Origin of the sequence: Psychrobacter maritimus (genome assembly GCF_029953575.1) — a bacterium.
Classification (GTDB): Bacteria; Pseudomonadota; Gammaproteobacteria; order Pseudomonadales; family Moraxellaceae; genus Psychrobacter; species Psychrobacter maritimus.
Map to the genome: position 1 here is coordinate 2685808 of NZ_CP124526.1, position 25877 is coordinate 2711684.

21 protein-coding genes are annotated in these 25877 nt (G+C 43.8%); 8 read left to right on the forward strand and 13 right to left on the reverse strand.

Annotated elements, in window-relative coordinates:
* Positions 1-228: 228 nt before the first annotated feature.
* Positions 229-3120, forward strand: coding sequence for a glycerol-3-phosphate 1-O-acyltransferase PlsB (gene plsB, locus QJS82_RS11465; protein WP_281490574.1), 2892 nt, complete (start codon positions 229-231; stop codon positions 3118-3120).
* 146 nt (positions 3121-3266) lie between these two features.
* On the opposite strand, the gene ettA is transcribed toward plsB, so the two are convergent.
* Positions 3267-4928, reverse strand: a complete 1662-nt coding sequence (ettA, locus tag QJS82_RS11470) for an energy-dependent translational throttle protein EttA (protein ID WP_201565938.1) — start codon at positions 4926-4928, stop codon at positions 3267-3269.
* 490 nt (positions 4929-5418) lie between these two features.
* Between ettA and QJS82_RS11475 the strand changes: the two genes are divergently transcribed.
* Together QJS82_RS11475 and QJS82_RS11480 are read left to right on the forward strand one after the other, a co-directional pair.
* On the forward strand, positions 5419-5709 hold the full coding sequence (locus QJS82_RS11475; RefSeq protein ID WP_201565939.1) for a GNAT family N-acetyltransferase: 291 nt from the start codon (positions 5419-5421) through the stop codon (positions 5707-5709).
* A 392-nt stretch (positions 5710-6101) separates the two neighbouring features.
* Positions 6102-6395, forward strand: a complete 294-nt coding sequence (locus tag QJS82_RS11480) for a 4a-hydroxytetrahydrobiopterin dehydratase (RefSeq protein WP_183619515.1) — start codon at positions 6102-6104, stop codon at positions 6393-6395.
* 151 nt (positions 6396-6546) lie between these two features.
* Here the strand turns inward: QJS82_RS11480 and QJS82_RS11485 are convergent, their stop codons facing one another.
* Complete coding sequence (locus tag QJS82_RS11485) at positions 6547-6702, reverse strand: DUF1328 domain-containing protein (RefSeq protein WP_068407724.1); 156 nt, start codon at positions 6700-6702, stop codon at positions 6547-6549.
* A 430-nt stretch (positions 6703-7132) separates the two neighbouring features.
* On the opposite strand from QJS82_RS11485, the gene QJS82_RS11490 reads away from it, so the two are divergent.
* A complete protein-coding gene (locus QJS82_RS11490; RefSeq protein WP_438656721.1) occupies positions 7133-8437 on the forward strand; it encodes a saccharopine dehydrogenase family protein in 1305 nt (434 codons plus the stop codon).
* A 484-nt stretch (positions 8438-8921) separates the two neighbouring features.
* Positions 8922-9347, forward strand: a complete 426-nt coding sequence (locus tag QJS82_RS11495) for a hypothetical protein (protein ID WP_281490576.1) — start codon at positions 8922-8924, stop codon at positions 9345-9347.
* Between the two features lie 484 nt (positions 9348-9831).
* Here QJS82_RS11495 and QJS82_RS11500 read toward each other — a convergent pair whose 3' ends face one another.
* Positions 9832-12366: a Tex family protein gene (locus QJS82_RS11500; protein WP_281490577.1), complete on the reverse strand. Its 2535-nt coding sequence runs from the start codon at positions 12364-12366 to the stop codon at positions 9832-9834.
* Between the two features lie 443 nt (positions 12367-12809).
* Between QJS82_RS11500 and ompR the strand changes: the two genes are divergently transcribed.
* Both ompR and QJS82_RS11510 read left to right on the forward strand, forming a co-directional pair.
* Positions 12810-13574, forward strand: coding sequence for an osmolarity response regulator transcription factor OmpR (gene ompR / locus QJS82_RS11505; RefSeq protein WP_201565950.1), 765 nt, complete (start codon positions 12810-12812; stop codon positions 13572-13574).
* A gap of 91 nt (positions 13575-13665) precedes the next feature.
* Positions 13666-14799, forward strand: coding sequence for a CobW family GTP-binding protein (locus tag QJS82_RS11510; protein ID WP_281490578.1), 1134 nt, complete (start codon positions 13666-13668; stop codon positions 14797-14799).
* Positions 14800-14934: 135 nt separating this feature from the next.
* Here the strand turns inward: QJS82_RS11510 and QJS82_RS11515 are convergent, their stop codons facing one another.
* The 4 genes from QJS82_RS11515 to ubiG all read right to left on the reverse strand — a co-directional run bounded on the left by QJS82_RS11515 (position 14935) and on the right by ubiG (position 17945).
* A complete protein-coding gene (locus QJS82_RS11515) occupies positions 14935-15201 on the reverse strand; it encodes a DksA/TraR family C4-type zinc finger protein (protein ID WP_183619498.1) in 267 nt (88 codons plus the stop codon).
* A 163-nt stretch (positions 15202-15364) separates the two neighbouring features.
* Positions 15365-16162 carry a YciK family oxidoreductase gene (locus QJS82_RS11520; RefSeq protein ID WP_201564389.1) on the reverse strand — a complete coding sequence of 266 codons (798 nt, stop codon included), beginning with the start codon at positions 16160-16162 and terminating at the stop codon, positions 15365-15367.
* 128 nt (positions 16163-16290) lie between these two features.
* A complete protein-coding gene (locus tag QJS82_RS11525) occupies positions 16291-17001 on the reverse strand; it encodes an HAD family hydrolase (RefSeq protein ID WP_281490579.1) in 711 nt (236 codons plus the stop codon).
* 74 nt (positions 17002-17075) lie between these two features.
* Positions 17076-17945, reverse strand: a complete 870-nt coding sequence (gene ubiG / locus QJS82_RS11530; RefSeq protein WP_281490580.1) for a bifunctional 2-polyprenyl-6-hydroxyphenol methylase/3-demethylubiquinol 3-O-methyltransferase UbiG — start codon at positions 17943-17945, stop codon at positions 17076-17078.
* A gap of 580 nt (positions 17946-18525) precedes the next feature.
* On the opposite strand from ubiG, the gene QJS82_RS11535 reads away from it, so the two are divergent.
* Entirely contained in the window at positions 18526-19146 is a 621-nt protein-coding gene (locus QJS82_RS11535; protein ID WP_183619492.1) for a thiol:disulfide interchange protein DsbA/DsbL, read from the forward strand.
* 128 nt (positions 19147-19274) lie between these two features.
* Here the strand turns inward: QJS82_RS11535 and yjgA are convergent, their stop codons facing one another.
* The 6 genes from yjgA to pcnB form a co-directional block, all read right to left on the reverse strand.
* The gene (yjgA, locus tag QJS82_RS11540) at positions 19275-19787 is read right to left on the reverse strand and encodes a ribosome biogenesis factor YjgA (protein WP_201564375.1); all 513 of its coding nucleotides are present in this window, start codon (positions 19785-19787) and stop codon (positions 19275-19277) included.
* 111 nt (positions 19788-19898) lie between these two features.
* Positions 19899-20876 carry an RNase adapter RapZ gene (gene rapZ, locus QJS82_RS11545; RefSeq protein WP_281490581.1) on the reverse strand — a complete coding sequence of 326 codons (978 nt, stop codon included), beginning with the start codon at positions 20874-20876 and terminating at the stop codon, positions 19899-19901.
* A gap of 40 nt (positions 20877-20916) precedes the next feature.
* The gene (gene panC, locus QJS82_RS11550) at positions 20917-21819 is read right to left on the reverse strand and encodes a pantoate--beta-alanine ligase (RefSeq protein WP_281490582.1); all 903 of its coding nucleotides are present in this window, start codon (positions 21817-21819) and stop codon (positions 20917-20919) included.
* 114 nt (positions 21820-21933) lie between these two features.
* Positions 21934-22734, reverse strand: coding sequence for a 3-methyl-2-oxobutanoate hydroxymethyltransferase (gene panB / locus QJS82_RS11555; protein ID WP_281490583.1), 801 nt, complete (start codon positions 22732-22734; stop codon positions 21934-21936).
* A gap of 118 nt (positions 22735-22852) precedes the next feature.
* The gene (gene folK, locus QJS82_RS11560; protein WP_281490584.1) at positions 22853-23401 is read right to left on the reverse strand and encodes a 2-amino-4-hydroxy-6-hydroxymethyldihydropteridine diphosphokinase; all 549 of its coding nucleotides are present in this window, start codon (positions 23399-23401) and stop codon (positions 22853-22855) included.
* Between the two features lie 34 nt (positions 23402-23435).
* The gene (gene pcnB / locus QJS82_RS11565) at positions 23436-25748 is read right to left on the reverse strand and encodes a polynucleotide adenylyltransferase PcnB (RefSeq protein WP_281490585.1); all 2313 of its coding nucleotides are present in this window, start codon (positions 25746-25748) and stop codon (positions 23436-23438) included.
* Positions 25749-25877: the final 129 nt, after the last annotated feature.

Genomic DNA, 25877 nt, shown 5'->3' on the forward strand with positions numbered 1-25877 from the left:
TTAATTATGGCTTAATCTTACCTCTAGTTTAGCAGATATAGTATTGCGCGAAATGGGTGATATTTCTACCTATGACTTCAAGTAATTGTGCCTCTTAATAGCTATCTTGGCTGATAAATTCTCTGGTGATATTGTTAATATTAACAGTATATACAGACACCATATATCGCTTTGATGGCTTTTATGGCATCATAAGCGCAACACATTTGACTAATTTTGATACTCATTATGATACCGAAGTTCTTAAAAAAACGGATTTTTAAAGCGCCCGTAACGACTGGCGATGCGGCAACTACTAAAGACTTAGACAGCGATATCCGCCCAGTCGTGCCAAAGCCTTATTCTAATGCCCCGATTAATCAGCTATATCGTAAGCTCTCGGGGCAGATGCTTGATGTTGCCGTCAAGCCAAAGCTATTGGGCGAATTACCTGAGTTTGATGACGACGACAACATTCTCAGATTTTATGTGCTGCAAGACTATTCGCGCTCCAACAGTATTTTGATTGACCTGCAAACACAAGAGCATAATCTGCCACCCGCATTGGTCGGGGTACAGGATATTGCTCACGACATTAAAGAAAACGCGGCGATTATATTTTTACATCATCCGCATGCTAAAGACAGCCAACTGTCACCTCGCCTATCGCGCTTGGTCTCTGCCGTTTTACAATATCCAGAATTAAAGGTGCGTTTGGTGCCAGTCTCTATCCTGTGGGGGCGCGCGCCAGAAAAAGAAGACTCGTTATTTAAGCTTTTGACTGCCGATAACTGGCAAGACCCCAGTATCACCAAGCAGCTATTTAATATCGGCGTGATGGGACGCGATACCTTTGTTCAATTCCATCCACCGCAAGATTTGCGTACCCTTATTAATGATAGTCTTAAAAGCGATGGCGAAGGATTTTCTGTCTTTGATTCAGTAGCCAGCGATTTAAAAGACAGTCTTGCACAAGATACTTTATTAGAAGACCGTTTATTAAAAGACCGTTTATTAAAAGACACTTTATTAAAAGAAAGTGCTTTAGAAGATAGCGAATTAACAGCTAATATTCTAAATGACAGTGCTGCAAAGAATAGCAATAATATCACAAATGAAGTCGATGAAGCGCCAAGCTATGCCATGGTTGCCGCAGCGGATGGCAACCGTGAACTGGTGCGCTCGTTGCAACAACAGCTTAATATCTATTTAGACAAACAGCGTGCCAGTATGCTTGGCCCTGATTTGTCAGACAGACGTAACTTGGTCGACAAGTTGGTGTATTCGCCAGCCATCAAGAACGCCATAGAAGCCGAAGCTGAGGCCTCTGGTATCAGCGTCCGTGAAGCCCGTGCCTTGGCAAAAGGCTATGCCAATGAGATGGTCAACGACTATTCGCACTCTATTGTGCGCGGTTTTTATAAATTCCTTACTTGGCTATGGACGCAACTTTATGATGGCGTCGAAGTGCATCACTTTGAGCGTGTACGCGAGCTGGCAGCAGATTACGAGCTGGTTTATGTACCTTGTCACCGCAGCCATGTCGACTACCTGCTGCTGTCTTATGTCATCTATAAGCGCGGCCTGAGCATTCCTTATGTTGCCGCTGGTGACAATTTAGATGTGCCAGTATTAGGGCCGTTATTGCGCGGCGCAGTTGCTTTTTATATCCGTCGTAGCTTCCGTGGCAATGCACTTTATACCGCGGTACTCCGTGAATATATGCACACGCTTATTACTCGTAACACGCCGATTGAGTACTTTATCGAGGGCGGACGCTCGCGTTCAGGACGCCTATTACCGCCAAAAATGGGTATGCTGGCGATGACGGTCCATAGCCAATTACGTCACTCTGAGAAGCCGGTGGTATTTATACCGACTTATATTGGATACGAGCGCATCATGGAAGGCGGCACCTATGTCGGTGAGCTAAAAGGCAAACCAAAAGAGTCTGAATCATTAATAGGCTTACTGAAAGTTGGGCGTAAGATTGAGCGTATCTTTGGCAATGTACATTTAAGCTTTGGCACACCGCTGCATCTTAGCGACTTTATGCAAAAGTTTGACGTCCCAGCCAATAGCTTGCCTGCCGATCGCACCGATACCCCGCTCGATGATAAAGCCAGCGCCATGGTCGATAATATCGGCGTCAAAGTCATGCAGCATATCAATAAAGCAGCGGTTATCACCCCTGTATCACTATTGTCGTTGGTACTATTATCCGCACCGAAATCGGCGCTTGACGAAGATATTTGCCGCGAGCAAATTGCCCTATATCAAGGTCTGGCTCAGCAACTACCTTACTCAGCTGATACCGTCATCACCGATATGTCGCCGCAGCAAATCATCGATTATGGGATTAAGCTGAAGCTTATCGAGCGTAGACCACATATCTTGGGTGATATCATTCAGATTGCCGGTAAGCAAGCTGCCTTGCTTAGTTATTTCCGTAACAATATCCTGCATGTCTTTATTTTATTATCATTCCTATCGGCTTTAGTAGCACGTAATGGTCGCATCGAACGCAGTCGTCTAAATAGCATTGCCGAACAATTATACCCATTCCTTCAAAGTGAGCTGTTCCTATACTATCCAGCCCACGGTCTGACAGAAACGCTCAATAAAAAAGTCGATAGCCTGCTGGCGAATGGCCTGATTGTAGAATTGAGCGATGGCATGCTGAGCGTCCCTGAGACCAATAGTAAATGCTATCAGCAGCTACAAGTGCTGGCGACCCCTGTCGAACAAAGCCTTGAGCGCTACTTTATGACCCTTGCTCTGCTTGCCCAGCAAGGTTCAGGCAATCTGACCGAAAACGAAGTCGTTGACCTTTGTCATCTGCTTGGACAGCGTTTGTCGGTACTGTATGCCGATGATATTCCTGACTTCTTTGACCGTGCTTTATTTACCAGCTTTATCAGTGCCTTGACTCGTCTTGACTACTTGCAGAAAGACGAAGAAACGGGCATCTTAACCTTTGATCAGCGTATCGACCTTATTGCTCATCATGCAAAATATGTATTAAGTCCTGATATGATGCAAATTTTGCAGCAAGTTGCCAGCCTCAATGAAGAAGAGATTGCCCACGCCATTACTGAGATTAGTAATAAGAAGCAGCGTAAATTTGGTCGCAAGCGTTAAGTTATATCTCGCAACACTCAATCATTTAGTATAAAAAAGACCTCTAATTAATTAGAGGTCTTTTTTATATCAGTTTTAAATTCCTAAACAGCCAATTTTTTATCAGCTGTTAGATAGCTATCTAACAGCTGTCTTAGTTAGATATTTTAGGTAGAAATTTTCTTATACTTCATGCGCTTAGGACTGGCGTCATCACCCATGGTCTTTTTACGATAGGTTTCAAACTCAGAATAGTTACCATCGAACCAAACTGGGCCTTCATCTTCAAATGCCAAGATATGAGTAGCAATACGGTCAAGGAACCAGCGATCATGCGACACGACCATCACTGTACCTGGGAATACTTGAATCGCATCCTCTAGCGCACGTAAGGTTTCGATATCCAAATCGTTTGATGGTTCATCAAGGAGCAAGACGTTGGCGCCCTGCTTTAGCGTCTTAGCAAGCTGCAAGCGGTTACGCTCACCACCTGATAATTGACCAACGTGCTTTTGCTGGTCTGAGCCTTTAAAGTTAAAGCGCCCGATATAAGCGCGACTTGGCGTCGTATAGTCGCCAACCGTGATGATATCTAGGCCGTCAGACACTTCTTCCCAAACGGTTTTACTATCATCTAAGTTGTCACGTACCTGCCCAACATAAGCGACTTTGACACTTTCACCCAATTCAACTGAACCAGTATCTGGCGTATCACGTTCGGTAATCATGTTAAATAGCGTGGTTTTACCCGCACCATTTGGACCGATAATACCGACGATAGCGCCCGCTGGGACGTTAAAGCTGAGGTTTTCATAAAGCAAACGATCACCAAACGATTTAGAAATATCGTTGACTTCGATGACTTTATTACCCAAACGAGGACCCGGTGGAATATAAATCTCAGAGGTCTCGTTACGTTTTTGGAACTCTTGTGAGTTCAATTCTTCAAAACGTTGTACACGAGATTTAGACTTGGCTTGTTGGCCTTTTTGGTTTTTACGAATCCAATCAAGCTCTTTTTTCAGTGCTTTAGCAAACGATTCTTCTTGCTTATTTTGCTGCTCTAAACGCGTGTTCTTTTGCTCAAGCCACTCAGTATAGTTGCCTTCGTACGGATAGCCATGGCCACGGTCAAGCTCCAAAATCCACTGAGCAACGTTATCCAAGAAATAACGGTCATGGGTAATGGCAACGATGGTACCGCTATAGTTCTGCAAGAACTGCTCTAACCATGCCACGGACTCAGCGTCCAAATGGTTAGTTGGTTCGTCTAGTAACAGCATATCTGGGCGTGATAATAGCAGGCGACATAGTGCCACACGGCGTTTTTCACCACCTGATAGTTTGCTGACATCAGCATCCCATGGTGGCAGACGCAAGGCATCGGCCGCTTTTTCTAGCTGGGTATTTAAGTTATGCGCATCCCATGCTTGGATGATGTCTTCCATCTTGCCCTGTTCTTCAGCAAGCTTATCAAAGTCTGCATCGGGTTCCGCGTATTCAGCATAAATGGCATCTAAACGAGCAAGCGCATCTAACGCTTCACGCATACCATCTTCAACGTTACCACGGACGTCCTTGCTGTCGTCAAGCTGTGGTTCCTGTGGCAAATAACCAATTTTGGTGCCAGTTTGCGCGCGGGCTTCACCACTAAATTCCGTATCCACGCCCGCCATAATGCGTAGCAAGGTTGATTTACCTGAACCGTTGATACCTAGGACACCGATTTTGGCGCCAGGGAAAAACGATAGGTTGATGTTCTTTAAGATTTCACGCTTAGGTGGAACAAGTTTTGACACGTTGTTCATCGTGTAAATATATTGAGCCATTAACACTCCGATAGACTGCATAGACGAGGCTGGCAAACCCTATTCAGCAATAATGCCAAATGGACTGCGCCTCAAAAATCAGGGTTATAAATTGTCTGTCATTATCGCATTGTGGCGCAACCCCTGCAAGCTAACAGGCTGTTTTACCTGTCGTTTTGCGCCTTTTAACTTTTTTTGCGGTCTTTTTGCTGATAGCAGCCCTTTTTATTAACTTTCTACGCCAAAACCTTGATTAAAAAATCATTCATTACAAACCCTTGCAGCAATACTTAAGGTAAAGTAAATCTATTAACATTTACCCTATCTAGCCTTACGGTTGATGACTAGAAACTTTGCTTAAAAAAGCCCACAATAAATAGAGTAAGCTACTAATGATAAGAGCTGACTTGATAAAAAATAGCTGTAGTCATACAAATTATCAAGTACAAGTTTAATAAGCGTAAAAGCAATAGTTACGAACAATTATAAATATTAATAACGGAGATTTTTTATGAGTAATGATAATAGCAAACCAGTAGATATCACCCATGACGAGCAAGCAAAGCGTTTTGAGACCTCAATCGATGGTCATACTGGATATATCAGCTATCAGGAGCGTGACGATAAATTGGTCTACGACCATACCATCGTTCCGCAAGAATTGGGCGGTCGCGGTGTCGGTTCAGCCTTGGTCAAACACGCCTTAAATTATGCACGTGATAATAATAAAAAAGTCGTGCCACAATGCTCGTTTGTTGCTTCATATATTGATAAGCACCCTGAATATCAGGACTTGCTTTAACCTAATATGAGTCAGTAAGTTAAGTCCATCACTAAGGCTTTATGACTAAAGCGATGCAGTAAAATTGAGCGTTAAAAGCGATTGTTATTTATCACTACAAACGTACAATATTATAAGCATTAATAACCTATTACTACCCTCCTATTTATCTGATGTTCTTTATTATATTTTTGCCTACAAATATATAATAAGAGATTAGAAATAGGTGGGTTTTTTGCCCTATACTGCTTATATTATTGACGGCTGATATTGTTTGCTACTTATATCAGTTATCCGTTGTTAACATAAGACGGCTATCATAAATTGATCAGCATAAAGTAATTAGGATAAAACAGTTCCTAGACAGCAAACTTGTCCTCAAACCCTCCACTATAATAATAAAGGATATCACCATGAGTAGTTTATCTAATCAACAAGTTGATTTGCAGTTGGAAGAACTGCCAGGCTGGCAGCGCGATGGTAATGCTATCGTAAAAACCTACCACTTTGGCGATTTTGTTGAAGCCATGAGCTTTATGAATCAAGCAGCTTTTCATGCTGAAGCATTAGAGCATCATCCTGAATGGAGTAATACCTATAATGTGGTCGAAGTTCGCCTGACTACTGGTGATACCGGCGGCATTACTAGCCATGATGTTCGTTTGGCAAAACGAATGGAGCATATCATCCAGCCTAAAACCTTTTAACATTTAACAATATAGTCCAGAGCGCATACAGCATTTGAAAATATCTAACTTTTGAAAGTACTTAAATTTTAACCATAAAAAAGTCCTCTATTGAGGACTTTTTATTGTTATGAGCATGAATACTTAAAATCTAAGCAGTCACTGTTCTCTATTACATACGGCGACTAACAAATGCGACAATGAATAGAATCACAGCAATGGCTAGTAGAATGTAGGCAAAGTTTGCAGATAGGCCAGCAACACCGCCGAATCCTAGGAAACTTGCAATTAACGCGATTACGGCAAAAATAATAGCCCAACGAAACATAATAATTCTCCTCAAATAATAGTTTAAAAACGAAATACTAAGACCGCTTTGGTAAACACCAACAATCCCTTTATCAGTTAAATCGTCTTACCTTAATAGTCTTAATCATCCAATATTTTACTTTTTGTTTTAATACTGAACGGCTTACGAATATAGATTAGCAATGATTGGCTGTAGAAAACGTTCATTTTGGTAATAATGTCGATAGGTTATGTAAACTTTGTAGCAAATCTTACCATTTTGCAGTTTTTACTTGGCTTTTGAAGACTTATGTGTAGAGATAGTGAACGTTTGCTTACACTCAGCTATTTTTATGAGAAAATTGGCAGTAATTTTAAACCTTAATGACCTACTTCGTATTTTTTAGAACAAGCATCTAATAATAAGCGTTTAAGAAACAACATCTAACAACAACGAGCTAATAAGGAAGATAAATATGAATACGGATACTTCAAACCCTAGCAATGCAGCAAATGATAAGCCATCGACTTCTGGCGACAAACGCCCTTATGCAGTGGTTCTTTACGGAGCAACCAGCTTTGTTGGACAGATTACAGCACACTATCTAACAGAATTTTTATCAAATACTAAAGACAAAAATGGCGCAAACGTTACTTGGGCGATAGCTGGTCGTGATGAAGAAAAACTCAATGAGCTGCAATCTAAACTTGCTAGTAAAGTCGATATTATTATTGCCAACAGCGACAATGCGGCGAGCCTCGATAAAATGACCAAGCAGACCCAAGTTATTATCTCAACCGTTGGTCCTTATCTAAAATATGGCGAGCCTTTGATTAAATCTTGCGCGGAAAATGGCACTGATTATGTCGATTTGACCGGTGAAGCCATCTTTATCAAAGACATGATGGATAAGTATCAGGATACGGCAAAGCAAAGCGGCGCGCGTATCGTCAACTCATGTGGTTTCGATTCTATTCCATCTGACTTGGGCGTTTACTTTACCCAGCAGCAAGCAAAAGAAAAATTTGGCAGCGTCTGTGATGTTATCCATATGCGCGTCAAAGCAGCAAAAGGCGGTTTATCGGGCGGCACGATTGCCTCGATGGCAACTATCTTTGAAGAAGTCGGTCAAGATAAATCCCGCCGTAAGCAAGTAGCAAATCCTTATTTACTCAATGATGATAAAGATGCGCCAAACGTGCGCCAAGCCAATGTCAGCAAGCCAGAATACGATGACGAGCATAAACGCTGGCTGGCACCCTTTGTGATGGCAAGCATCAATACTCGCATCGTGCATCGCAGTAACCAATTGCTAGGCTATGAATATGGTCGCGACTTTAAGTATGACGAAGCAATGTGGATGAAAGATGGCCTTAAAGGCAAGCTATCAAGCTATGCAATGAGTGCAGGCTTATTAGGTTTTGCCACTGCCATGATGATTACGCCAAGCCGCGAGCTTTTATCTAAGCACGTACTGCCTAAGTCAGGCTCGGGTCCTTCTAAAGAAGAGCAGGAAAATGGCTATTTTGATATTCGTCTATTTGGCCAGACCACCGATAAAGATAGCATCAATACCAAAGTCACCGGTGACAAAGATCCTGGTTATGGCAGCACCTCGCGTATGTTGGCCCAAGCAGCATTGTGCTTAGCACAAGATATTAGCAAAGAAGAGGTTGGTGGCGGTTTTTGGACGCCCGCCTCCGCCATGGGCGATAGCTTATTAACGCGTTTAGAAGCGCACGCTGGTCTTAGCTTTGAAGTCGTCCATGCTTAATAACATTCATGCTTAAAACCAAAGTAATGATATTTTAGCTAATATAGTAATGACCGCCTCTTAGTAATAAGAGGCGGTTTTTTTATTGTCTATACCTTTTCGGCTTATTTTTTATCTGACAATAACCATACAGTAGTTGCACAATATCACCTATAAACATCCATCTGTTAGACTTTTAATTTATGTACTACTGAATCAGCGCTTGTTTAGTTGGTATTCTCCCCTCTAGATTTTTATAACTGCTTTAATTTGGCTTATAAAACTCTTTATCCAAATCGATCATGATAATCGCTTACTGGTTATCATGATTTTATTTTTCCTATAGATTAGATGTTAGTTATATTAAATATATAGATTCAAAATATTAAATAAATCTCCATATTTGGCTGTTATATACCTCTGTTATATACCGCACACAAAATAAGCGTCAAGTTTGAAATGCTTTAAACTGACATGATAAGACTATAAATTAAGGAATTAATTCATGAAAAAAAGTACTTTATCTTTATCGCTACTCATTGGCGCTGCACTCACTATCCCAAGTTTGGCTATGGCAGCACCTGCTGATAAAGCAGCAGCAGAGAAGCAAACGGCGGTTGCTGCAACCACACTTGAGCCTGCAAGCGAAAACACCAATAGTAAGTCAGTAGCCAATCAAGCTAATCCAATTCAAATTAGCGAAACTCAAACTATCTCAAGATCAAAGGTCAGTGTTAACAATAGCGCTAGCCAACAGCCGATGACCACTGAGCTACAAGCTGAGCAAGCGTCTATGCAAAAAGCGGCTATGCAAAATCCAGAAGATGCGCTGCAGCCACAAGCACAAGATGAAATGCTAGAAGAAGAAGCTGTATTAGAAGAAGAGTCATTAGAGACAGAAGAAGACGTAGAATTAACGGAAGATTTATAAATTATAGGTCAAACGCTTGTATGAGTAGATAAAACCTTAAAGTTCTTTATTACCAACAAGTCAAACCACTCCTAAAGGGATTCCTCCATTATATTCCCAATAAAAAAGGCAGCCATCGATGGCTGCCTTTTTTAGTTGTTTATCGTTAAATAAAACCCTTATAACCATAAACAGTCATTACTATGAACTACCCACTACCTAAAGATGTAGGGGTTTCTTGGGTAATACCCATACTTATTTGCGGTGTTTTGCAATAGCGGTTAGGCAAATTTACCGAGCTATCCCCCTCGCACCGAGGGTTCACAATTATTGCTGTTTTCAAGCAATTCGGATACAGACTAACGCTGATGTTATTAGATTGCTCTAAAGGTCTGAAATGCTGTCCTTGAGTAGAATTTATCAACTAAGCGGTAGGCTGTCAAGACGTATTCATCACACTACCTTAGAGGTAGGGGATTTCTACGCAGTTTTTGTTAAACAGACACTATTTTTTAGCTTTGGTCACGCCAGCTTCTTGTAATAATGCCCCAAGCGTACCCATTTTACTAGGTGCTTCTGCTTTCTCAGCTCTAGGCGCTTTACTGCGGTTATTGGCGTTGTCTTTATCTTGACGATTGCCACGCGGTTTTGTTGCACGCTTATCAGCAGCTGGACGGTTAATAGCTGGACGATTGCTGCGTGGACGGCTAGCCTTATCGTCATTACCTGTACCTTCTGCAGTCGATTTCGCAGCTGGCCGTACTGGTTTTTCAGACTCAGGCTTCATACTAAAGCCGATACGGCCACGTTTTTCATCGATAGAAATCACACGAACTGAGACGATATCGCCTGGTTTGACGCGGTTCATCGGATCAGCAACGAAGTCATTGGCCATCTGTGAGATATGGACCAGACCATCTTGATGGACACCGACATCAACGAAGCAACCAAAGGCTGTGACGTTGGTCACCACGCCTTCAAGCTGCATACCTTCGCTCAAGTCTTTAATAATATTAACGTCTTCACGGAAGTTGGCCGTTTTAAACTCAGGACGTGGGTCGCGTGCAGGCTTGGCAAGCTCTTCAATGATGGCTTTAACACTGATATTGTCATCGTTAGCAGCAAGCGCAGTGGTATCGATGCTGTTTAGCACACCATCGTTACCGATGACTTCTGGCAACGTTTTACCGGTTTGCTCAAGTAAGCTGTCAACCAGCGCATAGCTTTCCGGATGCACGCCTGTCGCATCAAGTGGATTACTACCACCATGGACGCGTAAAAAACCTGCGGCTTGCTCAAAGGTTTTAACCCCTAAGCGTGGGACGTTCTTTAATGCTTCACGGCTATCAAAGGCACCGTGCTCTTTACGATAGGTGACGATTTGCTGGGCGACGTTTTTATTCAAACCAGCAATATGCGCCAAGATAGCAGGACTTGCCGTATTTACATCAACACCAACGGCGTTTACGCTGTCTTGGGTGACTTTATCTAGGCTATCCGCCAACTGGGTTTGGTTGACGTCATGCTGATATTGACCAACGCCAATCGCTTTTGGGTCAACTTTAACCAATTCTGATAGCGGATCTTGCAAGCGACGGGCGATAGAAACCGCACCGCGTACAGAGACATCTAAATTAGCAAGCTCGTCACTGGCAAGCTCACTGGCAGAATAAACTGATGCGCCTGATTCATTAACGATAACGGCTTTGGCTTTTAACTCAGAGCTGGCGGCCAAAATCTCTTTAATCATCGCATCTGTTTCGCGGCTCGCCGTACCATTACCGATAGCCACCAAATCTACACTATAAGTGCTTAATAATTCATCGATGACTTTTTTGGCTTCATCCATCTTATTATCAGGGGCGAATGGATAAACGGTTGCGACGACAGGCTTGTCTTCGCTGTCTAGCATGACATGGCCTTGAGCATCGACAATCGCCATTTTAACGCCATGACGGATACCCGGATCAACACCTAAAATCACTTTACGGCCAGCAGGCGCTGACATGAGTAAATGCTGTAAATTATTGGCAAATACATCAATCGCATCGGCTTCAGCGGTCAGACGTTTTTCTGTCAATAAACGATGCTCGATATGCGGACGCCATTTTTCTTTCCATAAACTGGTCGCCGCCTCCACTAAAAATTCTTGACGTTCTGCTGGCGCTTTGGCATCAATTTCAAAGTGCTTGACGATTTTTTCGATAAATGGAGCGTCTTCGCCTTCGATTTTTAAACCCAAGACGTTTTCTTGGCGACCGCGCAGCATCGCTAATAAACGATGATTTGGCAGACGCGCCAAGCTTTCACTATGCTCGAAGTAATCTTTGAATTTTTCGCCAACTTCACGTTTTTCTTCACTAGCAACAGCAGATACAATACTGGCGGTTTTAGCAAAGCCACTGCGCAGATTATCGAGTAAATCCAACGCCTGCGTCCATTCATCAACGATGATGGCTTGTACGCCTGCCAATTGCTTGTCGATATCGCTGAAGTCGACTTCAATCTCATTACCGCTATCATCGGTAATGCTAGATTGTGCTTGATAGTCGGCCAGTGCTGTTGTCGGCGCAATCTCTTGCGTTAAGACCGCTTGTGCGGCCACATCAAGACCGGCGGCACGGGCTTTAGCAGCCGGTGAACGGCGACGTGGACGGTATGGCAAGTAGATGTCTTCAAGCTCAAGTTTCGACGTCGCATTATCAATGCGCGTCTGCAGCTCGTCAGTCAAATTACCCTGCGTGCTCAGCAGCTCGGTAATTTTGAGGCGACGGGTTGCCATATCGCGCTCATAATTGAGCGACTTCTCTAAAGCTCGCAGCTGCGCATCGTCAAGATTCTGCGTCTTTTCTTTACGGTAACGCGCAATAAACGGAACGGTCGCGCCTTCATCGTAAAGTTTGACAAACGCATTGACTTGAGCAGTCTTAATGCCAAGCGCGCGAGCAAGCTTGTCGTGAATATTCGCGTGTGTGGTTGCATCCAAAACCTGTGCATTTGTCGAGGTTTGAGATGGCGTTAAGGTATCAGTGCTACTCATAGACGTATCAATCGTTGAGAAATGTAGTTTTGCATTATAGCAAAAGCTGCATGAATAAAAATCCTTTTTATCTTTTCGTTATTTATCGCCTGTTTTATGGCAAAAATCGTCTGATATCGTTCTTTCTAACGCCTTGTTAAACAAACGCATACAGCATTTATCCGTATCAGTGATGCAATTGCGCCTGCAATCTTATACACTAAAGTATCAAGGGCACAAATATGGCTAAGCCCTGCCATATTGAACAAAAGTCTTTATTTTTATAGGTTTTTTCGACGACTATATTTTTTATGACAACTAATGGTTTGCTAATCATGATTTACTTATCAACGGAATGATCATTAAATAATAATAAGATTTTTACCCGCGTTTTTAATGATATTTAATAAACGTTTTTTCCTAAAAACTGCTACTAATAATAATTTTTATAAGAGGATGACTGTATGACAGATAACAACAGCCCTGACACCTTAAACCAGCGCATTTTGGTCGTTGATGACGATGCACGCTTGCGCTCTTTATTACAACGCTTTCTAGAAGACGATGGCTTTGTCGTCCGTACGGCGCATGATGGCAATCAGATGGACAAATTGATGCAACGTGAGCTGTTCTCATTGGTGGTTTTGGATTTGATGCTACCAGGCGAAGACGGTATTAGTATCTGTAAGCGCTTGCGCGAAGACAATGGCGATATCCCGATTATCATGCTTACTGCCAAAGGTGGCGATGCCGATCGTATCGCTGGCCTTGAAGCCGGTGCTGATGACTATCTGCCAAAGCCATTTAACCCAAAAGAGCTGTTGGCCCGTATTAAAGCGGTGCTGCGTCGTCAAAATCGTGAGCTACCGGGTGCGCCAAGCCATCAGCTAGAAGTGGTTGAGTTTGGACCATGGACGCTTGATTTATCGACCCGTACCCTTAAACGTGATGGCAATGTTGTCACTTTGACGACCGGTGAATTTTCAGTATTAAAAGCTTTGGTACAGCATCCACGTGAGCCATTAACGCGTGATAAATTGATGAACCTTGCCCGTGGTCGTGAATGGGGCGCGATGGAGCGCTCTATCGACGTGCAAGTGTCACGTTTACGCCGTCTGATTGAGGATAATCCTTCACAAGCGCGTTATATCCAAACCGTTTGGGGCGTAGGTTATGTATTCGTGCCCGACGAAGCAGAAGTTGAAGCGGCCAAAAATGAGTCGTTATAAACTCATAAATGCTGCTTGCGGCTATTGATACCTCAGATGGTTAATATTTCATGCTATTAATATCACGGGCGCAATATTGAAATCACCTATTATGCTTCAAAACATACCCTGCACCTTGGTGACAGGGTTTTTGGGTTCTGGCAAAACCACGCTCATTAATCAATTAATTGCGACCAAACCAACGGGTGAACGCTGGGCGTTATTGATTAATGAGTTTGGTCGTATTGGGATCGATGGCGCACTACTAACCAGCTCACAAGATAGCCATACGAAAAATGACATCGCCATTCGTGAAGTGAGCGGCGGCTGCATTTGTTGTACCAGTCAGTTGCCACTACAAATCGCTCTGAGTCGCCTGCTCAGTGACCATCATCCAAAGCGTCTGCTTATCGAGCCAACAGGGCTTGCCCATCCGCGTGAGCTTATCCAACAGCTGAGCGCGCCGCATTGGCAAACGGCTTTAAAGATGCAAGCGGTCATAACAGTGCTTAGCGCCCTGCAATGGCAACAAGAAAAGTATCGTACTCATGAAGGTTTTCAGGCGCATGTCCGCGATGCCGATGTTTTGGTCATTAATCGCTATACTCAATTAAGCACTGATGAAAAACAAGCGTTACAAGCATGGGTAGCCAAGCTCAATGCACAGATTTCTATTATTTGGGCAGAATCTGACAGCCAGACAACCACTCATAAGATAAATACATCCACAGGCTATTCAGCAGCATTAAGTGCACAGCTTTCCAAACCCAGTTTTGTCATCTCAAAGCAGCAAAGAGTCAATATCGCTGAGCCATACCAAGCTGTTGTGGGCTTAAAGCCGCTAAGTCATTCTTTAGCAGCGAATACCTTCCACAATCCTGAAAGCAATGACGATAATAAGCCCGATACAAGTATAGAGCTGCCCTATCGTTATCATGAGCAACAGCAAGATATTCTACTGGCAGGGTGGCGACTACCAGCAGAATATATATTAGATGCCGATAAGTTACAGGACTGGTTGTTAACGCTGCCAAATTGGCAACGTATCAAAGGCATTGTGCATACCTCTCATGGCTGGCTACAAATCAATTTTACTCCTGATAGCTTGTCCACAAAGACAGTGAGCGCACAAGCAGATAGCCGACTAGAGATTATTTTGCAGGCAAGTACTGAGCAAGAAGGTGCGACAGCGGTTAAGGTAGATTGGGAAGGCTATGACCTTGAGCTGATGGCACTGATGTTATAGATAGTTATTGATTGCCTAGCCATCTATTGGCAGTAATAGACAGATTATTGATAATTATTGACAGTAACGATAGTGCCGATAAAGATAAAACCGATAAAAAAATCCCCCACTATTAAAATAATGGAGGATTTTTTATTAACGCAATTGGCTGTCTTTACTACCGCGGCGATTAAATAGCTCAGTCGCCTTTGCTTCTTGTTCAAGCTCTGTTTGACAGCCGACGCAGTGCTGCACACCCGGCACGGCAATACGCCGCGCTTCTGGAATGGGATTGCCGCATTCATCACAGAACTCAGCACTTTTACCCGTTGGCAGCGCACGCCGTGCCCGCTCTAACGCATCGTTGACAGTCGCATCCATTTGCTCATGCTCTGCCCCATCTCTTGACCAGCCACCTGCCATAATCTCATCCTATTTTTTTATTAACGATATTTAAATCATAATTTATAAAAGTCTTTAATAACAAATAGATGGGGTTATAAGTCGCTTATTTCAATAAATACGCAATTTTATAAATACTATTAATAGTTATAAAAATTCTAAGCAATAGGAGTACAGGTGATTATTAATCTTTTGGTTGGAGCTCAACCACTTGACCGCGCACACCGATGCTCTCATCACTCATCAAAAACACATAACCGCCCATAATATCTTCCGGGGTTTTTAGGCTCATCGGATTTTCGCCGGGAAAGGCATGGGCGCGCATATTGGTACGGGTGCCACCAGGATTGATACAGTTAAAGCGCAAGTTAGTGGTATTCTGCGTTTCTTGGGTAAAGATATCGCTCATGCCTTCTACCGCTTGCTTGGACAGCGCGTACGCACCCCAAAACGCGCGAGGATGGGTGCCAACGCTACTAGAAGTAAAGACAATCGAACCATGTGCTGCGTCTTTAAGTAAAGGCAGCAGTGCTTGTGTGAGCATAAAGGTGGAGGTAAAGTTGACCTTCATCACTTGGGCAAACATATCGACATCGTACATTTCAAGGGGCGTCAAAGCCCCAAGCATGCCCGCATTATGCAAGATGCCATCAAGCTGACCAACTTCTTTAGCAATCAAGTTCTCTAATTTTTGCATCTCAGCATAGGTTGCGCCCTCTAGATTCATCGGTAGCATCGCAGGCTGCTTACCACCAAAGCTCTCAATTTCATCATAAACGTATTCAAGCTTACTGCTAGTACGCCCCAACAATAATACCGTCGCGCCATAGCGCGCATAGGTTAAGGCGGCGATACGCCCGATACCATCACCGGCACCCGTTACCAAGATAGTTTTACCATCTAAACAGTCATCAGGCGGTATAAAATTACGAATATCGTCGTGCGATACAGCTGGCACAGAAGCTTGCGCCGCTGATGGCATCTGTTGCTGGCTAGTAGGCTGATTAGTATTGTCACTCATGGCATTACTCACTGCTTATTGTTTAATAGGTAGGGTGCTTAATAGCTATTTCGTTAAATGGTGTATTTGCTTTATAAGGCTTATTTGCTTTATAAATAGTCAAACTTGCCAGAAGAAAGTAATAACTTATTCAGGTCTGCTGGGGTTTCAGTAATATAATCTGCACCCCATTTCTTCAGGTTTTTTTGATCCTCAGGTGGAATATAACCGTAAGCGGCTAAGATAGTCGGCATACCCGCAGCCTTGCCAGCTTCGATGTCGCGTATATGATCGCCGACATAAAGCACGCTTTCAGCGGCACCGCGCGGGATAGAGAGTCTTTCTAATGCTGCATACATAGGCTCGGGATCGGGTTTAGAGCGTGATACATCATCTGGACACACCAGTACCGAACAGCGCTCATCTAACTGCATTTTTTCTAATAACTGCTCAGCGAGATAGCGCGGCTTATTGGTGACAATACCCCATGGCACGCTTTTTTCTTCTAATGCGCGCAGCACTTCTTCAAGCTCATCAAAAACACAACTATCGACACATATTTCCGCTTCATAATCGTCTAAGAACTGCTGACGAAACTCCAGTAACTCAGGTTCGCTGACCTCAATTTGGTCGTTGTGGCGCAGCATCAACTGCACCATCGCCGAGGCACCAGCAGAGACTTGCTCACGAATTTCGGCTTCAGGTGGCGCTTGCCAATCATTTTCGCCGCTCATTTTACCAATAATGCGGACGAAGTCAGCGGCAGTATCGATTAATGTGCCATCAAGGTCAAACAAGACAGCTTTTACAAATTGGCTCATAACGGGCGCTCTTAATATTAATTTAAAACATTGATTTAAAAAGTGGTCAAAAAGGAATGCTTATAAAAGGTGATTTACGCCAGTGGCTTTTGTACCGCCATCATATAATTAACATCGACGTTTTGTGCCAACCAATAACGCTTGGTCAATGGATTATAATGCAGTCCAATGATGTCTTGACGGGTAAAGCCTGCCGTTATCGCCATTTTATCCAACTCAGCTGGGGTGATGAATTTGGCGTAATCATGGGTGCCGCGATCAAGCAAGCGCAATACATACTCTGCCCCAACGATGGCAAACAGGTACGATTTAGGATTGCGGTTAATCGTCGATAGCACGCAAACGCCGCCCGGTGCCAATAGCGTAAAGCACGCCTCGACAATGGCAGCTGGGTCTGGCACATGCTCAAGCATCTCCATACACGTCACGACATCGAACTGACCAGCATGGGTAGCCGCTAACTGCTCAATAGGAATATGCTGATAACGCAAGGTATTATTTAAGTTGCTTTGCTCAGCATGTAAGGCTGCCGCTTTGAGGTTTTCGGTACCGAGGTCGATACCGGTCACATCAGCGCCGCGGCGTGCCATTGATTCTGCCAAGATACCGCCGCCGCAACCGACATCAAGGACTTTTTTACCCGCCAAGCCCATCTCTGCCGTTTTACTGCTATCCGCACTCATAAAGCCGCGCTTCACGTTTTCTTCTATCCAGTTAAGGCGTAGCGGATTGATTTCGTGCAAAGTAGCAAAAGCGCCAGTTTTATTCCACCATTCGCTTGCCAAATTATTGAATTTTTCTACTTCACTGGCATCGACATTAATAACAGTGTTTTGGTCAAATTTGCTAGCAGCATTGTTATCTAGCTCGTTATTTGCGTAATCGTTTGAATCGTTGTTTGACTGATGATTCACAGGCTGGGCAGAAGAGAAAGCTTGGCTCATAGGGTTTTTCCTTTATGGGTATTATAGTTATTATCGTTTATAGGCATGCTGACATGCTCAATAGCAGTATGCCCAATATTAGCATGAGAGCGGCGACTTTGTCGTGAGTACATCGTCACCGATTGTGAATCGCGGCAGTAAATACTTAAATTTTAAAAAACACTTACGCGCTATGATTATTATTAAACAGCAGACTTTTATACAAGCGAAAAATTTGAAACTGTTTTATAACTTTGAATATTCTTAATAAGTCTTTCTTAACAAGCTTTAGCGAATAAACACCTTTCTCTATGACAAAACTTAATAGCTGTCAGCTTAAAACTAGCCGCTTAAAAATGATAAGTAAGATACCTTAAATAATAGCTCACAGCTTTACAACCGTTAGTTAAGAATCGGGTTCACAAGTGCGGGCATTTTACGCTATTATAGTCCGTACTCTATTATAGGTCGATTTAGCGAAGACAATTTAGATAATGCATTGTCGTTTATCTACTTTCAAACCTATATAAATGCGCTAAGCAACTTTTGATCTGAAAATTTGCACCAAACATTCTAAATTTTGACACCTCAAGGAACAAGTATGAAACGTATCATCGCATTGACTGGTCTGGCTTGTGCTATTGGGCTGGCCAATATGGGCGCACAAGCCGCCAATTATGTCGCAGGAAAAGATTACCGTGTGCTAGACAACCCAGAAAAAATCAGCGGTGATGCTATCATTGTGCGTGAATTTTTCTGGTATGGCTGCCCGCATTGTAACGTCCTAAATCCGCATATGGAAAAATGGGCAAAAACCAAAGACAAAGACGTGGCATTCTTTAAAACCCCAGCAGCGCTGAACCCAGTTTGGGAAGCCAGTGCCCGTGGTTTCTATGCCGCGCAATTATTAGGTTATGAAAACAAGACCCATGATGCGCTATTTGATGCGGTACATAAAGACGGCAAGCAATTATTTGACCAAGCGTCATTGAGCAAATGGTATGCCTCACAAGGCGTGAACGAAAAGAAATTTAACAGCCTATATAACTCATTCGCGGTTGGAACAAAAATTGGTCGCTCACAAGCAGGCGCTAAGCGTTACCAGCTTTCAGGTGTCCCAGCGGTTGTTGTCCATGGTAAATATGTGGTGACCGGCGAAAGCGCCACTGTCCCTAAAGTAGTTGATTATCTGGTCGATAAAGTACGTGCAGAGAAAAAATAAGTCGGTCTGCACAATTGATTAACCAGTATTAGTTTATAGAAAAATATAAAAAGCCAATCATCACTGATTGGCTTTTTTATGGGTCGTTATTATGAACGGCAACGCTGCTTTATAGCCAGTATAATTGGCTACATTTTTAGCTGCGACAATATCGCCACTTCCCGAATATAACTGGCCAAATCCTCTTTAGACTCTGCCATCAGCTCATCGTCTTGCATATGCTTGGCGTACTCAATCCAAAGCAGCAGCTGATACATACTATTGCGCTCAGAGGCTTTGTACTGTTTAACAAACTGCTTAAGCGTGCCTTCATCATTGATATTTAAGCGCTCAAACCAACTCTCGATTTTAGAAACTTGCTCTTTTGGGAAAAAAGCATCAAACAAGGCTTTGACCAATTCATGGCGGTTTTCTTCACTGATAAGTTTACCGACGCGCTTGGTTTGGCGATTGCGCGCATTAGCACTGGTGATATCAGCAAGCGCCATCAGCTCTGCCATAAAATAATCACTTGCTGGCAGGTTTTTGAGCTGTTTTTTCGATAAGCTGGCAAGCGGTATCGACAATGCTTGCAAGCGCTCATGAGCTTTTTTGAGCTCTGTGCGCGAGACGCGCATATCATGTTCTGACCAGTCAATCATAAAAGCTTTCCATTTTCCGAGATAATAAATAATAGATAGTAAATAATAAAGTTAATCGCATTTTTGCCATTTATACTTTGCAGCTTATAAATGCTAACTACAAAGAAAGTATTACCAACGATTCTTTTCACGGTGTTTAGCAACAACGGTCAAACCTTCAGGCAGGCCAGCGGTCAGCTTATCTCGCAAATGCTTGGTGATAAATACCGAGCGATGTTTGCCGCCCGTACATCCAATAGCGACCGTGACCGTATGGCGATTGTTATGCAGAAAATCAGGTAACCAACGATTAAGAAATTTTGCGATATCTTCAGTCATCTCAGACACTTCTGGATAATCGGCAAAAAATTCAGCAACCTCAATATCAAGACCGGTCGCAGCTCGTAGCGTTGGGTTCCAATGCGGATTGGGCAAAATGCGCACATCAAAAACAAAATCTGCATCAATTGGGCTGCCGTATTTAAAGCCAAACGATAGCAGGTTAATCACTATTTGATTATCAACCCCAACATAATCACGTAAGCGCTCTTTTAACTGATGAATATTCAGCATAGTGGTATCGATTTTGACATCCGCCTGCTTAAATATCGGCTGCAAAAGCTGAATTTCTCTTTCAATCGCCGCTGGCAGATTATAAGTGGTATTTTCTATGCCCTTAGTATCTTGCACCATCAGCGGATGAATGCGGCGGGTAGCATTAAAGCGCGCCACCAAGGTTTCTTCTTGCGCCGTCACATATACCACGGTGACCGCCTCTTCTCCATATCTCTGCTTTAACGCATCATGTGTTTCAGCAAAATTGGACAAATCCGCACGTGGCGTACGAATATCGACACCCAGCGCGATGCGTTTAATCCCACTATCACAGACCAGTTTTTGCGCCGCTTCAGGAACCAATGACAAAGGCAAATTATCAATAGAATAATAGCCTAAATCTTCTAAGATATTGAGTACTGAGGTTTTACCTGAACCTGAGCGCCCTGATACTACTAAGATACTTAGTCTATCTTTATTTTCTACTTTCGCGTTTATAGGCTTTGCTAAATTGTCATTTGCCTGTGCTTGCTTGTCATCCTTACTTGCACTCATGATCCGTCACCCTAATAATTGCGTCTGGCGAATTACTCTGTCAGCACGGCAGCTTGACCGTCACTAACTGATTGTCTAATAAACGTGCTCTACCCAACCAAGCCGCAACCAAAATCACCAAATCCTGCTGATTCCCATTGAAAGTTGCAGATTCAGCATCTGTCTCTAAAGAATCGAGCTGAGCCGTTTTAACTTCTAAATAATCAATCTTAAAGCCCGCCTCAGTGATGCGTGCCCGTGTTTCTGTTAATAAAGGCGCAAGCCCTTTTTCGAGATGCTGACCCTGCATTAACTGCTCGGCTAAGCGGAGCAATTCTTTATGCAGCACAGGAGCAGTATTGCGCTCAGCTTCAGTTAGATACTGATTGCGCGAAGATAATGCTAGGCCATCAGCAGCACGTACGATAGGCGCACCTATAATTTCAATCGGATAACTTAAATCGCGCACAATTTGCTGGATAATTGCCAATTGCTGATAGTCTTTTTGGCCAAATACGGCCACCTCAGGCTGGACGATATTAAAGAGCTTAGAGACAACGATGCCGACGCCATCAAAGTGATTGGGACGCGATTGACCACATAACTGGGTGGTAATTTCCCCAGCACGGACTGACGTTGGTGGCGGTAATACTGGATACATCTCATCAATGCTTGGGGCAAATACATAATCGGCGCCAACGGTAGCAAGCTTGGCAACATCTACATCTAAGGTACGTGGATAACTGTCAAAATCTTCACCGACGCCAAATTGGGTAGGATTGACAAAGATACTCACCACGACAATATCGGCATGCTGCTTGGCAAGCTTTACCAGCTCAAGATGACCGTCATGTAGATTGCCCATGGTTGGTACTAACGCAATACGCTGCTGGCTATCTTGCTGACCACGATAAGGGTTTAAGGCGGCGCGCAGGGTTGAGATATGATGATGAATAATTGGCATGGTAAATACTCTTATCCTGATAGCTTTTTCTACTGATAATCGTCAAAACACTAAATTTAAAGTACTAAATTCAAAATACTAAGCACCAAATTCAAAGTTTTAAATTAAAGACCACTAGCTAAATTGGTGCTGCTCAGTCGGAAAGCTACCATCGCGTACCGCTTGCTGATATAGGGCAAATGCGCCTTCAATACTACGCGCGCTATTACGCTCATCGGTTAAAAAGTCATGAACAAAGCGTGGTACGCGACCATGCACCATACCAAGCATGTCATGCATGACTAAGACTTGACCATCAGTATCGGCACCAGCGCCAATACCAATTACCGGCACGGCAACCGCTTGAGTGACAGCTTTTGCAAGTTCAGCAGGTACGCATTCTAGTACCAAAAGTGCCGCGCCAGCAGCAACGACCGCTTTAGCATCAGCAAGCAGCTTATCCGCCGCTGCATCACCGCGCCCTTGGATTTTATAACCGCCGAAGACATTGACTGATTGCGGGGTTAAGCCAAGATGCACACAAGTGGGCGTACCTGCTTGCGCCAACGTCGTGACTAAATCGCAAAGCTCACTACCGCCTTCAATCTTAATCACATGCGCGCCCGCCTGCATCAGTTTTCGGCTATTGGCAACCGCTTCTGGGAGCGTCACATAACTCATAAACGGCAAGTCGGCTAAAATCAGTGCGTGCTTATTACTACGGGCAATATTGGCCGTATGATAAGCCATATCATCGACGCTGACAGGCAGGGTTGAATCATGACCTTGCACCACCATACCCAGACTATCACCAATCAATATCGTATCGATTTGTGCTTTATCCATCATGCGCGCAAACATCGCGTCATAGCAGGTCAGACAGGTAAATTTGGTACCGTCTCTTTTAAATTTATTTAAAGTCGATAACGTCGTCATATCATCCTCAATGCTTTCAATCATCAATACGTTTAACAATCAATGACTGGAAATGCTGCTAAATGCCAATTTGCTGCTACTTTTTAGTAGTTAATAAGTCTATTTAACGGTTCATACGTCAATCATCTGATGGCAACTTTAACCCTGTCCAATCGTTACTCAGCGGATAATGCTTGATTGGCTTGCCTGCAATAATCAACTCTGGGGCTAACTCTCGTAGCGGTATCAAAACAAAATTACGTTCAGGCAAGCCAGCATGCGGTATGGTTAATTGCGACTCTGATATTTGCGCGTCACCATATAATAAAATATCGACATCAAGGCTACGCTCGCCCCAACGGCGCAGACGGGCGCGTTTGGCTTGCTGCTCTAGCGCTTGGCAAAAATCAAGCAGCTCAAACGCAGTCAAAGTGGTCTCAAAACCTGCGACCGCATTGATAAAATCAGGTTGGTCTTGCGGTCCCATCGGTACTGAAGCATAAAAGGAAGACACCCGTACCGCGCGTATCTGCTCGTGCTTTTGCATAGCTGCAACGGCTTGCTGCAAATGCTCGACAGGCGAACCTAGCTCATTTGTCAGATTGCTACCCAAGCCCACATAGCAGGTAACCCAAGTTACATCGCCATGGCTCTCATTGTCATCGCTAGCATCAAAGTGCGTGTTCATAGTTATCACTTTACTCTATTGTCCGCTCATAAGCTTAAACGTTATTAACGCTTGGCTGACGGCGGCGACGCTTCGATGGTACAGGGCCTTTTTGCTCATTCATTTTACTAGCAGCTGTCTGATGCTTAGCTGACTGATTTTGACTGGTCTGACTCTTCGTATCTTGACTGGTTTTAGTAGGTTTTGCTGCTGAAGCTTTGGTTGCCTTCTTAGCATTATTTTCAACGTCACTAGTTTCACTTTTACTAACAGCTTCAGTCGCTAACTTCGGCGCTTTTTTTGCGTATCTCGTCGCTTTTTGCGCTTTGTTATCGACTGCTTTAGCCTCTACTACGCTATTGCTATCAGCTGAGCTATTTCCATTGTCATTTTCTACAACAGTAGGCTGACGGCGGCGACGTTTATGCGGTATCGGTTCATTATTCATACTGACAAGCGCCGGTGTTCTGGCTACCGTGCGCGTAGCATACTCTGTCGTATGCGCTTTAGCAGAAGCTGAGTCAGTACTAACATTGACATCAGCTTGCTTTGGTTTTGTATGATGCTTTGCTGCTTGATTGCCAGACTGCTCTTTAGGCGCTGCGTTGTCAGTAGCAGCGTTTTTTTCTACAAACGCTTGGCTAGCCGGTTTAGATTTAGAAGGCGACTTAGATGACGATTGCGACTGTGCATCACTTGGCAATTGCTTGCGTAATGGCGGTACAACCTTCTCATGCTCTATGACAAATAACGGTGCAGGCTTGGCATTGTGGCGTTTATTTGCCGCTTGATGACCTATGTTAGCAAGTGATAACTGCTGCAATTGCGCAAGCTCATTATTATCTTGTGTTGCTTGCTGCTTATCATAGCTATTATTACGACCATTCTCATTACGACCGTCATTGCTGCTACTATTACTGACACTGTTATTAGCATCCTGAGCCGACTGACTGGCAGCGCGGCGGCGGCGTGATGGCACGTTTGAGGCATCATTAACCACTTGCTTGCTATGACCATTGCCGTTTACTTTATCTTGCTGATCGTTTTGTATGTGATTCACCTTGCCATTATCGTTCGAGGTTTGCTGTTTTTGACGATTACGTCCGCGACCGCGCTGCGCTTGCTTATAAGCACCGCGACGAATGTTTTCATCAAAGTCATCAATCGCTTGTTGCTGCTGCTCTTCGGTCAAGGTTTGATAGTTGTGCCACCACTCGCCCATACCATTGGTCGATTCTGATAGCGGATGTTCGGCATCGCCGCACTGCTCGCGTAATAGCAAGAAATCAAAACCGGCGCGGAAACGTGGGTGCTCAGACAGCTGCACAATTTGTTTACTACGTGGCGCGGCCAATTTTGGCTGCAATATCCAAATATCACGAATAAACTGTTCAGCGAATTTTGGAATAGCAGTTTTGATACGCTGACGGTCAATGACTTTGCCAGCTGCATGCATTTGTGCATCCGCAAAAGGCATATTGCGCTTTTTGGCTTTTTCTAATTGATGTAGATAGTTTTCCCACAGCAACGCGGCATAAAAGAAGGCAGGGTTAATGCTTTTGCCAGCGCCGATACGTTTGTCGGTATTAATAGCGACTTGTTTCACTAAAGCACTTGGTTCAGCAGGCGGATAAATGATTAAACTATCAATCGCACCCGACTCAAACAATAGCGGCAATAATGGCACTAAATAGCCACCAGTAAACATCTTTTGCGTTTCATCATATAGACGATGCGGAGAGATTTGCTCAAGTAGCGCCCAATTACCATCATGGAACTGTGCGGCCAATTCGCTATCAAAATCAAAGCCCAACTTGGCTTTAAAACGTAAGGCGCGCAGCAATCTGACCGGATCTTCTTCGATACGAGTCGGCGCATTGCCTAACAGGCGAATAATTTTATTATCGATATCTTCAAGTGCACCGCAAAAATCATGCACCACGCCTTTAAGCGGCTGATAATAAAGAGCATTGATAGAAAAGTCGCGACGGGCAAAGTCTTGTTTGATATCGCCCCAGACATTGTCGCGCAGAATCATACCATCTTGATTGGTATTGGAATCATTAAGCGGTGGCCCACGGAAAGTAGCCACTTCGATAAGCTCGCGCCCAGAGTAGACATGCGCCAATTGAAAGCGGCGACCGATAATACGGCAGCGCTTGCCAAAGACGTCTTTAATCTCATGGGGCTTAGCATCAGTGACCGCGTCGAAGTCTTTTGGACGCAGGCCTAGCAAGGTGTCGCGCACGCCGCCACCGACGATATAGGCATCAAACCCAGCTCGGGTTAGGGTTGCAATCACTTCGGTAATGGAATTTGGTAATTCAGATTTATTCAGTTCTAACTGCTTGGCGGCACGCTCGGCCATGCATCTACTCCTCGCCTTTATTCTTAACCACCCCTGACGAACACAGCGTCTATCAGGCGGATGTACCTGCTAGTTTAACAAATTTTGGCCATGGTGGGTGTGTTATGACATTTACTTACATGCTATTTT

Excerpts from the sequence above, each read along its gene's own strand:
- ettA (WP_201565938.1), bottom strand. The coding sequence starts at position 4,928 with ATGGCTCAATATATTTACACGATGAACAACGTGTCAAAACTTGTTCCA.
- QJS82_RS11520 (WP_201564389.1), bottom strand. The coding sequence starts at position 16,162 with ATGCCATCAGCGGCGCAAGCTTCTGTGCCAGCTGTATCGCACGACGAT.
- folK (WP_281490584.1), bottom strand. The coding sequence starts at position 23,401 with ATGAACACGCACTTTGATGCTAGCGATGACAATGAGAGCCATGGCGAT.
- QJS82_RS11485 (WP_068407724.1), bottom strand. The coding sequence starts at position 6,702 with ATGTTTCGTTGGGCTATTATTTTTGCCGTAATCGCGTTAATTGCAAGT.
- QJS82_RS11495 (WP_281490576.1), top strand. The coding sequence starts at position 8,922 with ATGAAAAAAAGTACTTTATCTTTATCGCTACTCATTGGCGCTGCACTC.
- QJS82_RS11500 (WP_281490577.1), bottom strand. The coding sequence starts at position 12,366 with ATGAGTAGCACTGATACCTTAACGCCATCTCAAACCTCGACAAATGCA.
- QJS82_RS11475 (WP_201565939.1), top strand. The coding sequence starts at position 5,419 with ATGAGTAATGATAATAGCAAACCAGTAGATATCACCCATGACGAGCAA.
- ubiG (WP_281490580.1), bottom strand. The coding sequence starts at position 17,945 with ATGAGCCAAGCTTTCTCTTCTGCCCAGCCTGTGAATCATCAGTCAAAC.
- yjgA (WP_201564375.1), bottom strand. The coding sequence starts at position 19,787 with ATGATTGACTGGTCAGAACATGATATGCGCGTCTCGCGCACAGAGCTC.
- plsB (WP_281490574.1), top strand. The coding sequence starts at position 229 with ATGATACCGAAGTTCTTAAAAAAACGGATTTTTAAAGCGCCCGTAACG.
- QJS82_RS11535 (WP_183619492.1), top strand. The coding sequence starts at position 18,526 with ATGAAACGTATCATCGCATTGACTGGTCTGGCTTGTGCTATTGGGCTG.
- panC (WP_281490582.1), bottom strand. The coding sequence starts at position 21,819 with ATGCCAATTATTCATCATCATATCTCAACCCTGCGCGCCGCCTTAAAC.
- ompR (WP_201565950.1), top strand. The coding sequence starts at position 12,810 with ATGACAGATAACAACAGCCCTGACACCTTAAACCAGCGCATTTTGGTC.
- QJS82_RS11515 (WP_183619498.1), bottom strand. The coding sequence starts at position 15,201 with ATGGCAGGTGGCTGGTCAAGAGATGGGGCAGAGCATGAGCAAATGGAT.
- pcnB (WP_281490585.1), bottom strand. The coding sequence starts at position 25,748 with ATGGCCGAGCGTGCCGCCAAGCAGTTAGAACTGAATAAATCTGAATTA.
- QJS82_RS11525 (WP_281490579.1), bottom strand. The coding sequence starts at position 17,001 with ATGAGCCAATTTGTAAAAGCTGTCTTGTTTGACCTTGATGGCACATTA.
- QJS82_RS11480 (WP_183619515.1), top strand. The coding sequence starts at position 6,102 with ATGAGTAGTTTATCTAATCAACAAGTTGATTTGCAGTTGGAAGAACTG.
- panB (WP_281490583.1), bottom strand. The coding sequence starts at position 22,734 with ATGACGACGTTATCGACTTTAAATAAATTTAAAAGAGACGGTACCAAA.
- QJS82_RS11510 (WP_281490578.1), top strand. The coding sequence starts at position 13,666 with ATGCTTCAAAACATACCCTGCACCTTGGTGACAGGGTTTTTGGGTTCT.
- rapZ (WP_281490581.1), bottom strand. The coding sequence starts at position 20,876 with ATGAGTGCAAGTAAGGATGACAAGCAAGCACAGGCAAATGACAATTTA.